The sequence below is a fragment of the Paenibacillus sp. sgz302114 genome (genome assembly GCF_056120345.1).
The window spans coordinates 991,991-1,005,015 of the sequence record NZ_JBVYOI010000001.1 but is presented as its reverse complement, the minus strand read 5'-3'; the positions used below and the strand labels follow the sequence as shown (position 1 = coordinate 1,005,015).

11 protein-coding genes are annotated in these 13,025 nt (G+C 51.7%); 1 reads left to right on the top strand and 10 read right to left on the bottom strand.

The features are described 5' to 3' along the window. Positions 1-12: 12 nt before the first annotated feature. Positions 13-927, bottom strand: coding sequence for a proline dehydrogenase family protein (locus AC0LWF_RS04630; RefSeq protein WP_474650361.1), 915 nt, complete (start codon positions 925-927; stop codon positions 13-15). Between the two features lie 222 nt (positions 928-1,149). Here AC0LWF_RS04630 and AC0LWF_RS04625 point away from each other — a divergent pair, with 222 nt between their 5' ends. Next, positions 1,150-2,916 (top strand): sigma-54 interaction domain-containing protein, encoded by a 1,767-nt coding sequence (locus AC0LWF_RS04625; protein ID WP_474650360.1) that lies wholly within the window; start codon positions 1,150-1,152, stop codon positions 2,914-2,916. 134 nt (positions 2,917-3,050) lie between these two features. Here the strand turns inward: AC0LWF_RS04625 and rocF (AC0LWF_RS04620) are convergent, their stop codons facing one another. From rocF (AC0LWF_RS04620) to AC0LWF_RS04580, 9 genes are all read right to left on the bottom strand, one after another. Further along, on the bottom strand, positions 3,051-3,989 hold the full coding sequence (gene rocF / locus AC0LWF_RS04620) for an arginase (RefSeq protein ID WP_474650359.1): 939 nt from the start codon (positions 3,987-3,989) through the stop codon (positions 3,051-3,053). A 19-nt stretch (positions 3,990-4,008) separates the two neighbouring features. Next, on the bottom strand, positions 4,009-5,199 hold the full coding sequence (locus AC0LWF_RS04615; protein ID WP_474650358.1) for an ornithine--oxo-acid transaminase: 1,191 nt from the start codon (positions 5,197-5,199) through the stop codon (positions 4,009-4,011). A gap of 42 nt (positions 5,200-5,241) precedes the next feature. After that, a complete protein-coding gene (gene rocF / locus AC0LWF_RS04610) occupies positions 5,242-6,153 on the bottom strand; it encodes an arginase (protein ID WP_474650357.1) in 912 nt (303 codons plus the stop codon). Positions 6,154-7,513: 1,360 nt separating this feature from the next. Further along, positions 7,514-8,389, bottom strand: coding sequence for a LysR family transcriptional regulator (locus AC0LWF_RS04605; RefSeq protein ID WP_474650356.1), 876 nt, complete (start codon positions 8,387-8,389; stop codon positions 7,514-7,516). A 78-nt stretch (positions 8,390-8,467) separates the two neighbouring features. Then, the gene (locus AC0LWF_RS04600; protein WP_474650355.1) at positions 8,468-8,977 is read right to left on the bottom strand and encodes a DUF6886 family protein; all 510 of its coding nucleotides are present in this window, start codon (positions 8,975-8,977) and stop codon (positions 8,468-8,470) included. A 49-nt stretch (positions 8,978-9,026) separates the two neighbouring features. Continuing rightward, on the bottom strand, positions 9,027-9,314 hold the full coding sequence (locus AC0LWF_RS04595) for a HesB/YadR/YfhF family protein (protein WP_090573549.1): 288 nt from the start codon (positions 9,312-9,314) through the stop codon (positions 9,027-9,029). Positions 9,315-9,409: 95 nt separating this feature from the next. Beyond that, the gene (locus AC0LWF_RS04590; protein ID WP_474650354.1) at positions 9,410-10,660 is read right to left on the bottom strand and encodes a D-alanyl-D-alanine carboxypeptidase family protein; all 1,251 of its coding nucleotides are present in this window, start codon (positions 10,658-10,660) and stop codon (positions 9,410-9,412) included. Positions 10,661-10,814: 154 nt separating this feature from the next. Beyond that, positions 10,815-11,735, bottom strand: a complete 921-nt coding sequence (locus tag AC0LWF_RS04585; RefSeq protein ID WP_474650353.1) for an aldo/keto reductase — start codon at positions 11,733-11,735, stop codon at positions 10,815-10,817. Between the two features lie 18 nt (positions 11,736-11,753). Then, positions 11,754-12,908, bottom strand: a complete 1,155-nt coding sequence (locus tag AC0LWF_RS04580; RefSeq protein ID WP_474650352.1) for an MGDG synthase family glycosyltransferase — start codon at positions 12,906-12,908, stop codon at positions 11,754-11,756. Positions 12,909-13,025 lie beyond the last annotated feature (117 nt).

The following is a 13,025-nucleotide window of genomic DNA, read 5'->3' as shown; positions in this document are numbered from 1 at the left end:
ATCCGGTTATTTTTATTTGAACATGTTCTTAAGCACGAACCATACATTGGCTGGACGCTCCGCAAGGCGGCGCATGAAGTAACCGAACCAATCGACGCCATAAGGAACATAGACACGCACTTTGTAGCCTTCGCCAGTGAGCTGCTTCTGCAATTCTTCGCAAATGCCGTACAGCATCTGGAACTCAAAACGGTCCTTTGCGATGCCATGCTCTTGCACAAATGCCTTCGTATAATTAATGATCGCCTCGTCGTGGGAAGCGACAGCTGCATAATTGCCATTCAATAAGTGCTGCTTGATGATCTTCTTAAGATTCTCATCGACGTCCTTCTTCTCTGGAAAAGCAACCTCAGGCGACTCCTTGTATGCGCCTTTCACAAGACGAAGGTTAGCATTTAGCTCGTTCAGATCGGCAATGTCTTGCTCCGTGCGGAACAAGTAAGCTTGAATCACGATGCCGACGTTATCGAATTCTTGGCGAAGCTCGCGGTAAATATCCAGCGATACTTGGCAATGCGCGTAATCTTCCATGTCGATACGAACGAAATTATTGTGCGTTTGAGCCCGGTTCAGGATGCGCTTCATATTGCTCACGCATAGCTCTTTGCTAATATCGAGGCCAAGCGAAGTCATCTTAAGCGATAGGTTTGAACGTACGCCAGAGCTTGCGATTGCATCCAGCGTCTGAATGCACATGTCTGCAGACTCGGCTGCTTCCGCTTCACTAAATACAAATTCACCGAGATGGTCCAGCGTTGCGACGCGACCATCGTCATTTAATTTGCGTACGGCTTCGATCGACTGTTTAATCGTCTCGCCTGCAACGAAACGTGCTGCGCCAAAGCGCAGTCCATATTTCTTGGCAAGGCGGTTCGCCGACCGGCTCTTGCCCAGCGCTTGAAACATGTTGCGTAGCATCATTTCCATATTTTATGCCCCCGTTGGAGTTGTACAATGTTGTTCAATTTCTCTACTTGAATTGTACAATAAAAGATTGAATTTGAACAGTATATGTTCAAAATTCATGTTTATCCACTGTATTGGACAATTATTCAGAACGAAATTGACAGATTAATGAGACAATGATTGATCTGGGTGCTGAAGGTATGTTAAATTTGATGCAAATCACAGCAAGCGGAGAGGACATCTATGTTCAAAATTGAACAGCACTACTTGTACACCACTTTCATAATGCTTCCTACTAACGCAACAATTGAACAAGTGCTTCAGGCGCTCACGGACAAATCCGCTGCAATTATCGAGCTTGCAGATCACGCTGATCGCTGCATTCTCATTTTGCCAGAGGAGCTTCCCATTATTGAACGCTGCTTCATGAAGCGTGACATTGATGCTGCGGAAGCGCTAAAGGACTTCCCTTATTACGCGACGATCTGCAACAGCTCCACTGATTTGCAATCGGAGCTTCAATTGCAGAACGATCGTCCATTAGTCATTAGGGCTGATAACAGTGATACGATTGTTGGTTATGTGCCGCTAAATAAGCTACTGAGCCACAGTATGAAGGAACAGCAGCGTTGGTCAGCCTATTTCTCCACATTGGCAGAGACGGTTACAGAGGCGGTTACTGTCGTGGATCGAAGCGGCGAGGTGATTTGCTGGAATCCGGTCGCAGAAGATATTTATCACTTGCCTAAGGCGGATATCTTGGGTCGGCGAATCGGAGAGCATTTCGAGAAAGAAACGCTTATGGTGCTCAAAATTCTTGATGAAGGAAGACTCATTCGCAACACGTATCACCGTCCCCGCTCGGACACGCATGTGCTTATTAATGCCTCCCCTGTTCGCGATGCGGAAGGGACGATTATCGGCGGGATCGCGGCCGAGCAGGACATAACTCAGCTGGTGAAGTTGAATGAAGAACTGACAAGCGCCCATACTTATGCCCATCAGCATCGAACGGCGAATACGGAGCTATTCTCGCTTGTAAAAGGAAAAGGTCCTGCCATCTTCCGCGTCATTCAATGGGCACGCAAGGTCGCGGCTGCTGATACTCCTGTCCTGCTCATAGGCGAGAGCGGAGTTGGCAAAGAGCAGCTCGCGCAGATCATTCACAACTCCAGCCCGCGCGCGGAGCAGGCGTTCCTCTCCGCCAATTGCGGCACGGTGCCAATGGGACTGCTCGAGACCGAGCTATTCGGATTCCAAGGCGGCGCGTTTACCGGCAGCGAAGCTGGACAAGCCGGCAAACTGGAGCTCGCGAAAGATGGCACGCTGTTCTTGAATGAGATCGACCGGCTGTCGCTCGAGCTTCAAGCGAAGCTGTATCATTATCTATCGCAGCAGACCATTGTGCGTGCAGGAGGCAATAAACCTATCGAGCTGCGCACTCGAGTTATTGCGGCATCGACGCAGGATCTCGTCGCTAAAGTCGAGAAAGGCACGTTCCGCGCCGATCTCTATTACGCGCTTAATGTCGTTTCCATTGCGATCCCGCCGCTGCGCGAGAGAATCGAAGACATTCCGGCAATGATTCAGATGTACTTGAAGCAATTCTCGCTGCAATATCAGAAGCCGCTCCCTTCCCTATCGCCGGAAGTGATGCTCGCCTTCTCGAACTACAGCTGGCCAGGCAACATCCTCGAGCTGCGTAATGTACTGGAGCGTTGTGTCATTCTGTGCGATGACGATATGATTACGCTCGAGCATCTGCCGCCAATCCTTCAAGCTAAGCAGCCTAGCTTAGTGCTTCAGCAATTGAGCGATGCCAGCTTCGCCGCAGCGTCGGCAATGGCCGAGAATAGGCTTCGCCCGGCTGTTGCCGCTGAAGCAGATGAGCAAGCTCTCATTCATGATGCGTTAGCGAAGACCGCGGGCAATAAAAGCGCGGCAGCGAAGCTGCTTGGCGTTTCACGCGGAACACTATACAACAAGATGAAAGAATTCGGGCTGGAATAACGTTTATAGCCGGCCAGCTCGCGCCAAGCAAAAAAGCCGTTACAGTGATCATCTCGCATCCATGCGGGATTTTCACCGTAACGGCTTTTTTGTTCACTTTAACCCTACATTAATTCACTTTGCTTCACTTTTCTTTACAGGATGCGTTTCCCGAGTAGCGATGCAATAAGTCCAATAGCGAGACGAGCTGTCCGTCTGCTCTCATCCAGCTTGGAGTTCACTTCGACAACGTCGATGGAACGAATGAGGCCCGTTTCTGCGAGCAGCTCACACGCAAAATGCGCTTCCCGGTACGTCAGACCGCCCGGAACCTGCATGTCAACACCTGGCGCTTCAATCGGATCAAGACAGTCTGCGGAGAAGCTAACATGAATGCCGTCCGTGCCGTTACCAGCGATTTCCATTGCTTTCGAGATTACTTTCTCGATTCCCATACGGTCAATCTCATGCATGGAGAATACGGTAATGCCCTCAGCCTTAATGATTGCACGCTCTTCCGGCTCCACGTCGCGCACGCCGATCAGGACAACGTTCGCTTTGTCGATTGCTCCCTCGCGAACATCACGATTCACCTCTGCCAGCTTCAACTTTGCTTTGCCTAGTACAACGGATAGCGACATGCTGCCCATACGAGCCAATGGATGAGACTCTTCCGTCTGCAGGCCAGGATGCGCATCGAAATAGATTACGCCTAGCTTTCCCACTTGCGCAGCCATACCGGCGAGCGCGCCTATCGTCACGCTGTGATCGCCGCCAAGCACAAGCGGCAGATGCCCATTGCTCGCTTCAAGCGATACCTGCTCCGCAACGAGCGTCGCCATCTCTTTCACTTCAGCGAGATGCTTCACACCGCCGTTATGATCTCCTGCTGTTGCCGCTGGTTGGGCGGGTACTTTCACTTTATGCTCGCTTGCAACTTCATAAGCGGTTTTGCGAAGCTGCCTCATGAGGCCGACCTGCACCATGCTCTCCGGACCTTCTTCCGTCCCAGGACGGCCGGCTCCAAGGCCGAATGGCACATGAATTAAGCTTAGCTTCTTCGTGCGGTTTGCTGAGTTTGTCGATTCTGTCATGTTCTGCACCGTCCTCTACTTAGAAAAGCTGTTTAATGCGCAAGATCGCCCAATCGAGCTGCTCCTTCGAAATGGTAAGCGGAGGCGCGAAGCGAATGGTCGTCTCATGTGTTTCTTTGCATAGAATACCAAGTTCTTTCAGCTTCTCGCAATAGGGACGTGCTTCTCCGTGCAATTCAACTCCGATGAACAAGCCACGGCCGCGAACTTCTTTTATGGCAGGGCTGTTAATTTGACGCAATTGCTCGATAAAATAATTCCCTAGCTCATTCGAGCGCTTCACCAGTTCTTCGTCCTGAAGCACGTCGAGCGCAGCAATCGCAACCGCACAGCCGAGCGGGTTGCCGCCGAACGTGGATCCGTGCGAGCCGGGACTGAACACGCCGAGAATATCTTCATTCGCTGCTACAGCCGAGATTGGGAAAACGCCGCCGCCGAGTGCTTTGCCCATGATGTACATGTCAGGGACGATGGATTCCCAGTCGCTCGCGAACATTTTGCCCGTACGTCCGAAGCCGGTTTGAATTTCATCCGCCACGAGCAGTACATTGTTCGCCTTGCATAGCTCTGACGCATGAGAGAGGAAACCCTCAGGCGGCATCACGATGCCTGCTTCTCCTTGAATCGGCTCGACCAGAAAAGCAGCCGTGTTTGGCGTAATCGCGGCCTTGAGCGCTTCAATGTCGCCGTAAGGAATGATTTTGAACCCTGGTGTAAATGGGCCGAAGCCTTGCTTGTATTCATCCGAGGAGGAGAACGAAGTGACCGTAATTGTCCGTCCGTGGAAGTTGCCTTCGCACACGATAATCTCGGCTTGATTCTCAGGCACCTGCTTCACGCTGTAAGCCCAGCGGCGAACCGCCTTCAGAGCGGTTTCTACCGCTTCTGCGCCTGTGTTCATCGGCAAAATCATGCTTTTACCCGTCAGCGACGTCAGCTTCTCATAGAACAGCCCGAGCTGGTCGTTATGGAACGCACGCGAAGTGAGCGTCACTTTATCCGCTTGCTCCTTGAGCGCCGCGATAATACGAGGATGGCGGTGACCATGGTTAAGAGCCGAGTAAGCGCTCAGCATATCCATGAACTTGTTGCCTTCCGGATCCTCGACCCACACACCTTCCGCCTTTGAAATGACAATTGGCAGCGGATGATAGTTATGCGCGCCGAAACGCTCCGTTTGCTCGATAATGCGGCTTGTTGTCGTTTCCATACTGCCACTCTCCTCTATACTTATCTCCTGTATCGTATGCACCTACAGGATACGTTCGCCAAAAACAGAGCCGATCAATTCAACCGCCGCAACGGCTGTAATATTATGCTGATCGAGCATCGGGTTCACTTCCACAAACTCCGCAGATACAAGAATATTGCGTTCAAACAGCAGCTCCATCGCAAAATGGCTCTCCCTATACGACATGCCGCCGTTCACCGGAGTACCTACACCTGGCGCTACGCCTGGGTCCATTCCATCGAGGTCGAGGCTCAGGTGTACGCCATCGGTTCCGTTCGTGACGATCTCCATCGCCTCTTCCATCACCTGCTTCATCCCATTGCGGTCGATGTCATGCATCGTGAACACTCGTATTCCTTTTTGTTTAAGGAATGCACGCTCGCCTGGATCGATCGAGCGCGCTCCGATAATGACGACATTTTCCGGAAGCAGCTTGTTTTCCGCACCGCCAATGTTAACGAGATCGGGATGTCCGTAGCCGAGGGCGGCAGCGAGCGACATGCCGTGAATGTTGCCGGACTGGGTCGTCTCGTGCGTATTCACATCCGTATGCGCGTCAAACCAGATAACGCCGAGCCGTTTCACGTGCTGCAGCACGCCCTTGATCGTTCCGATTGCAATGCTATGGTCACCGCCCAGCACCAGCGGGAATTGTCCTTTGCCCATTTCGCTCGCGACGCGTTCGCACAGCTCCTGATTGACGCGTACGATTTCGCCCAGATGCTTCAGCTTCTCGCCTTCTTGGGGAGCAGTGAGCATACGGTGGACAGCGAGGTCGCCTAAATCATTTATGTTAAAGCCAAGCGCTTTCAGTCGTTCATGCAAATTCGCGCCGCGGATCGCATCCGGTCCGAGGTCGACACCTTTACGGTCTGCGCCGTATTGCAGCGGTACACCAATAATGGAAATGTTGTTATTCTTCACCGCGTTCATGTGCAGCACTCCTTCCATCTTTTCGTGTACATGTATTGTAACATAGCCCGTTTTCGCGAAAAAATTGAATAAATCAATGATTACGATTGGAAATGCTTATGCTTCGAGTCGGTTAAAGGCTATACCATGTTGTTCAACCTCGACGCGCGGGAGGGCAGCAGTGCGGGTTCCGACCGTTTCTTGTAATCGTAAGCTTTATACTATTTCCTGCGGATAGCTTACGATTGCAAATACGGACGCTGGCGCTTCTCCACTCCGCACCGTTTCCCACTTTGTGCTGCTTTCGAGGGGATTGCTGTTATGTAGAATAGCTTGTAAGAACAACTTCTACTCGCGGCGCGCGGGAGGGCAGCAGTGCGGGTTCCGACCGTTTCTTGTAATCGTAAGCTTTGAACTATTTCCTGCGGATAGCTTACGATTGCAAATACGGACGCTGGCGCTTCTCCACTCCGCACCGCTTCCCACTTTGTGCTGCTTTCGAGGGGATTGCTGTTATGTAGAATAGCTTGTAAGCGCAACTTCTACTCGCGGCGCGCGGGAGGGCAGCAGTACGGGTTCCGACCGTTTCTTGTAATCATAAGCTTTGAACAATATCCGGAGGATATCTTACGATTACAAATACGGACGCTGGCGCTTCTCCACTCCGCACTGCTTCCCTCTCTTGTGCTGCTCTCGAGGAGAGTGCTGCTTTGTGGAATAGTTAGTTAGGTTAACTTCAACTCGCGGCGCGTGGGAGGGCAGCAGTACGGGTTCCGACCGTTTCTTATAATCGTAAGCTTTGAACTATTTCCTGCGGATAGCTTGCGATTGCAAATACGGACGCTGGCGCTTCTCCACTCTTTGTGCTGCTTTCGAGGGGATAGTTGTTTCTGAATGAATTAACTTTAATCCACTTTGACGAATGCCCATCTCTTCGACTTCGGATCGCGGGAGAACTGCTTTAGAGGAGTGCGACTTTGTAGGAATGGAAGTTGGACTGAACTTCAACTATGTGACGTGTAGGAAACAAGCTTACCTCAGAGCGGGAAAACCCTTTCTCAACATGCGATTATGGGCCCATCTGTGCGGAGTGGAGAAGCGGTAGCGTCCGTATTTGTAATCGTGTTATCACCTCTGATAACTAATTCAAATTACACGATTACAAGAAACGGTCGGAACCCGTGCACATCGCCTCCCTCTCGCCGAAGTTGCAGGTCCGCCACAGTCACCCAACTTGCTGGTCCGCCACAATCTTCAGAGTTTAAGTTGCAGGGTCTCGCCGGCTGAACGTAAGTTGAAGAAGACGCAAAAAAAACCTCCACTCCCCGCAATCATGCGAGAACTGGAGGTTTAACATAATCTTACCGCTGCGCGAAGCCGTCTATCCCCATTCCTTCCAAATCCGCTGCACGATCTCGGAGAAGGAACGGATATTTTGCTCGTCGGCACGTTTTTTGAGGATGACCATGGACGTTTCGATAACACCGGGGAAGCGGTGAATCTCGGCGAGCGTGCCTTTGCGAAGCTCTTCTTCGACGAGTGCCGATCCGAGAAGGGCTGTGCCTGTGTGGTACATCACGGTCCGCTTGATCGTCTCGTCGGACACACATTCGATGTACTTGTCCGGCGTGATGCCATAATCCTGCAAGCACTCGTTCACCAGCCGCTGGATGTTGGAACCCGACTTGTACGTGATGAACGGATACGACGCCAGCAGCTCCCGCGTATCATGCTGCTCGAAGAGCTCCTTCGTCGTCACGAGCACGAGATCTTCTTTGCCAAGGGGCATCGTTTCCATCTGCGGGGAATCGCAAGGTCCTGCGATGATGGCCAAGTCTGCTTCACCCACCGCGACCTTCTTCATCGCATCGTTGCTGTCACAGGAGAACAGCTGCAGCTTTACCTTCGGATTTTCCGAAATATAGGAATGGAGGATGAGCGACAAATATTGCGTGCAATAAAATTCAGGCGCCGCGACGGTGAGCAAACCATGAGGGTCATCAAGCTTGCGCAGCTCGGCTTCCATTTCATCCATGAGCGCAAACGTCTGATCTACATACTGCTTCACTACTTTGCCCGCAGGGGTCAAATACGTTTTCTTCCCCACCCGGTCGAGCAACGTCACGCCAAGCTCGCTCTCCAATGACTGGAGCTGCAGCGTAATGGTTGGCTGCGTGTAACCGAGCTGATCTGCCGCCCGCGTTAAGTTAAGCGTATCGGCGACAACCTGGAAAGTCTTATATTTCTTGAAATCCATCGTACTCACGCCCTGTAAACGTTGATGAATCATTATAGCCTGACAAATAACAGAAGGGCAAGCTATAGCAGCCTGCCCTCACGTCAACATTGCATTCTTCATCCGTATCATAGAAAAATTCACCGTCGACGTCAGCACCGCATCTCGTAGCTGCTGCAAACTCGGCGTAACGCGAAGCTCCACACCAGCGTCTACAATCCACTGAAGCAGATCATCCATCCGCTCGGCCGAGAGCGGCTTCACTTCCTTCTTCGCCGTGTAGTAACCCGCATTCGCATCGTACAACTCGAAATCTGCATCATCAAACGTATACCGGTACAACACCGTCGTCCGCATTCGATCCAGCCAAGCAGATTCAATCGCCATTAACCTCTCCGTACCAGACAAACCGAAGAACCGCTCTCTGTCTTCAGCAGCCGTCCCTTCCACAGACCATAAACAGATCCGCGGACAATCTCGCGGAAAGTAATAATGTACTGCATAGAAAGCGTCAATTGCCCACACCATCGCCGGTTCGTCAAGCCGATATTCCAGCTGTCTCGGCGTAAACAATGTGATATTCGGGTCTTCGCTAAAGTGATACAACAAGTGAGGCGCACCGTCCTATTTGTGTTCGACTATATCCGTCCTTACCCTATTATCCGATTTCCATCAAAATATCATCTTCATGATCGTTAAACCGCAGGTACAAATCCTTCTCTTCCAGATACCACAAATTGTCCTCTTCCATGTAGAACGTAATCCCTTCCACAACCTGATGCAGGCCTGGATTTCGAGGTGTATCCTTCATTACTCCGAGCGAAAAACCAGGTTGAACGCTGCCGCTGCCACCTAACCGAACGAATATCCGCAAATGATCGCCACTAGTTAAATCCAACTCTCTCATATACCAGCGTGCAGCCGACTGTTCCACCACAATTCTCATCGCGCCCATCTCCTCGTTTTGGATACGGTTACATGTAATATATACGCCACCGAACACCAAATTACCTCTTTGTCAAATATGGAAAAGCTTAAGCTTTATAATCCACGCCCGCGCTCATGCTGCTGACGCTTCAATCGAACATAAGCGAGAATTGCCAAATATACAAGCAAGCCCATCCATACAAAAAAGATCGACAGCTTCTGCCCGCGCGTGGGCTCTGTTGACGCATCAGCCGACTTAGCGACTACAGTACTGGCTGTCTCTGCAGTTACTTCCGGCGACTCCGCAATCACCGATTCAGCCGTCGGCTTCACCGGTTCCATCGTACCCGCCTTGACCGTACCAAGCGAGCTGGTCACCATCACATCGCCGTCCTCCGTCACGTCCACGCTCGGCCTATCCCCTTTACGCATCACCGCCCACATCGGCTCTCTCGCGATAAAATGCGCAGGCTCCTCGCTCATAAATGGATATGCTTGATCGCTGCTTATTACTTGCTGAAGCTCATAATTCGCAAATCCATAGTCGAGCAAATTGCGCATATCCTTATATACAACCGCCTTCGAAGGCGACTTCAGAAGGACACCGATCAGCTCCATCCCATCCCGCTTTGCCGATGCAACTAGTGTAAAACCGGACGCTTCGGTATAGCCATTCTTGATCCCGGTTGCGCCTTCATAGTCCTTGAGCAGCTCGTTATGGTTGATAAGCGTGGACGTCCATTCTTTGCCGACCCAAGGCACCCGCTTCGTCGCGACGATCTGGCGGAACTTCTCGTTCTGCATCGCATACCTTGCGATGTTGGCCATATCTCGCGCCGTCGTCACCTGTGTCTTATCCGGTAGGCCGCTCGGATTAACAAAATGAGTATGCTCCGCGCCAGCCTTCTCTCTCACCCAAGCGTTCATCCGCTCTGCGAACTTCGCTTTCGTACCATCCATATATTCAGCAATCGCAGTCGCTGCATCATTGCCCGAATTCATTAGCATTCCATACAGCAGCTTCTCCAGCGTCACTTGCTCGCCTTCTGCCAAGTAGATTCGTGTGCCGTCTTCGCCGCGCGCTTCTTTGGAGACGGTTACCAAAGTCGATAAAGCGCTTTCATTCTCTAAGGCTACAATGCCGGTCACAATCTTCGTGATGCTTGCTGGAAATTGTTCCTTATCCGCGTTCTGAGCATACAGGACGGTTCCCGTCTTCGCATCCATGAGTACAGCTGATTCAGATATTATATTCGGTTCGTCATTTGTTAGCCCTTCCGCATGCGAGGGCGACGCAAGAAAACATAATTGGATAACCAACAATAAACATGCACTGAAGCAGCTTGTTCTGCGCAGTTTCAGCATAAGTGTCAACCTCCCGGAGCCTTTCACATGAAGCGATAATCAACTATAAACGTACCATCTGGACGGGTTGTACTTCAATTATTATTTTATGGGACAAAAGAAAGCTGCCCCTGGAAGCTAATGATCAGCTTCACAACAGGCAGCCCCTCGCGTGTTATTGCTTCATATCTTGCGGATGCGAATCTTCAAGCAGCGCAACGACGCTTGCGTTGGAATCGACCTGAGCTGGATTCTTGCAGCCTGGAATTACTGCGGTTACGGCTGGATGCTTCAAGCACCATGCAAGCGCCCATGCTGCCATATCAACGCCTGACGGCACCTCTTCCTTCGCGATCCGCTCCACTTCCTGCAGCTTGAGCAGCGTGCTCTCCTGGTCGTGGCGATGACGCACATCAGTCGTGTCGAACACAGCACCCGGCTTGTACTTGCCGCTGAGATAACCGCTTGCAAGCGGGACTCGCGCCAATACGCCAAGATCCTGTCTGATGCAGGAGGGGAATACGTCTTTCTCAGGAGCTTGATCCAGACGATTATATACCACTTGGATCACCTTCGAACCGACCTTTGTGGAGGCATCCACTTGATGCGAGTTGCTGTTGCTGCCGATGGATGTGCCGAGATGTCTGATTTTGCCCGCAGCCACCTGCTTATCGAGCACCGTCCAGAGCTCATCGTTATCGAATACAGCGTCTGGGCCAGAGTGGAATTGGTAGAGATCTATGTAGTCTGTCCGCAGCGCTTTCAGCGAGGCATCAAGCTGCTGCACGATGTCTTCCGGAGCGAACTTATCCGTCCGGGTGAAACGCTCATGGAAGTGATGACCGAATTTCGTAGCGACGATCCAGTCTTCCCGCTTCCGGCGTGAAAGATAATCACCGATGAACGCTTCCGACAGATGATCACCGTAGCATTCCGCGGTATCGATCAAGTTAATGCCAAGGTCTGCAGCACGGTCAAGAATCGCGTCCGCTTCATCCTGCGTATAATCCTGGCCCCACTCGCCTCCAAATTGCCATGTACCGATACCGATAACGGATACATTGAGATCCGTCTTGCCAAGTCTCCGATATTTCATAAATCGCCACTACTCCTCTTATACGGTTATTTTGTTCGTCTGATAGACAAGTGCTGCTGCGATTTGAGCTGCTGATTCAGCAGCGTAAGGCTTGCTGACGCGCAGGGCATGGCGACGCATCGTCTCCAAATGCGCTGGGTTGTTAAGCAGCATCTGGACAGCGCGCTTCAGCTCATCAAGACCGGATAGATGCATCGCCGCACCGGAATGACGCAGGAAGTTCGCATTGTCAATTTCCTGCCCTGGCAGCGGCTTGTAAATCAGCATCGGCAGCCCCGAAGCAAGCGCCTCCGAGGACGTTAGCCCTCCCGACTTCGTAATGAGAATATCGGCAGCTGCCATCAGCTCCGGGATACGATCCGTGAAGCCAGTGACGACTAGCGGCACGCGCGAAACCTCACGAAGCCGGCTAAGCTGCTGCTTTAATTTATCATTATGCCCGCAAACGATGATGAGCTGCAAATCCGGACGTTCATGACTTTGCACCCAGCTGCATAGCGACTCCGTCACTTCCTGCCCCATCAGGCCGTTGCCACCGCCCATGACAAGCAGAGTCGGCAGCTCGCTTCGCAATCCGAGCTCAGCCCGAATCGCTTGTTTGTCGTAGGAGCGGCTATAATCAGGACGGATTGGAATGCCTGTGACCGCAATGCGGCCTGGATCGACGCCAACCCTTGTTAAGCGCTGCGCGACTTCCTGAGAGCCGACGATATAAAGGTCCGTTTGCGGGTGAAGCCAGTAGCTGTGGTCTGTGAAATCAGTAATGACGGTAATGAGCGGAGCATGGCAATAACCGCCTACCTTCATGAGGGAAGCAGCGCCGGCCGCCAGCGGGAATGTTGCAATGATGGCCGAAGGCTTCACTCGATCCAGCATAGCAAGAAATTTGCCAAGGCCGAATCCGTGCATATACTTGAGGCTGCTGGACAGTCGATTCAGCCCGCGCGTCTTACTGTATATATAACCATAAGTACGAGGAAACGATTGCACGCCGTTCAAATACATATATTTGCTGAACGGATGCACAAGCGGGTGCGCCTGCGCCATATAATCCATAACCATAGTGGCAAGCTCCGGATGAGTCGCCTTTATCGCATTTCGCAGCGCCGCCGCAGCTTGAATATGACCTGAGCCGTAGTCTCCGGTAAGGATGAGTATCGGTCCCCGTTCCATCTGCTTTGCTCCCTCTCTCCATATGATCTGCGAGCAGCCAAGCCATTGCCGTACATTCAATATACGTGGCATTCAAGCGGGAAATGAGTCATTTTGCGCCATTTACGAAATTGTTAG

What these genes read in the sequence shown, in the direction of transcription:
- AC0LWF_RS04605 (WP_474650356.1), bottom strand. Translation starts at nt 8,389, where the DNA reads ATGGATTTCAAGAAATATAAGACTTTCCAGGTTGTCGCCGATACGCTT.
- rocF (WP_474650357.1), bottom strand. Translation starts at nt 6,153, where the DNA reads ATGAACGCGGTGAAGAATAACAACATTTCCATTATTGGTGTACCGCTG.
- AC0LWF_RS04630 (WP_474650361.1), bottom strand. Translation starts at nt 927, where the DNA reads ATGGAAATGATGCTACGCAACATGTTTCAAGCGCTGGGCAAGAGCCGG.
- AC0LWF_RS04625 (WP_474650360.1), top strand. Translation starts at nt 1,150, where the DNA reads ATGTTCAAAATTGAACAGCACTACTTGTACACCACTTTCATAATGCTT.
- rocF (WP_474650359.1), bottom strand. Translation starts at nt 3,989, where the DNA reads ATGACAGAATCGACAAACTCAGCAAACCGCACGAAGAAGCTAAGCTTA.
- AC0LWF_RS04580 (WP_474650352.1), bottom strand. Translation starts at nt 12,908, where the DNA reads ATGGAACGGGGACCGATACTCATCCTTACCGGAGACTACGGCTCAGGT.
- AC0LWF_RS04585 (WP_474650353.1), bottom strand. Translation starts at nt 11,735, where the DNA reads ATGAAATATCGGAGACTTGGCAAGACGGATCTCAATGTATCCGTTATC.
- AC0LWF_RS04590 (WP_474650354.1), bottom strand. Translation starts at nt 10,660, where the DNA reads ATGCTGAAACTGCGCAGAACAAGCTGCTTCAGTGCATGTTTATTGTTG.
- AC0LWF_RS04595 (WP_090573549.1), bottom strand. Translation starts at nt 9,314, where the DNA reads ATGAGAATTGTGGTGGAACAGTCGGCTGCACGCTGGTATATGAGAGAG.
- AC0LWF_RS04615 (WP_474650358.1), bottom strand. Translation starts at nt 5,199, where the DNA reads ATGGAAACGACAACAAGCCGCATTATCGAGCAAACGGAGCGTTTCGGC.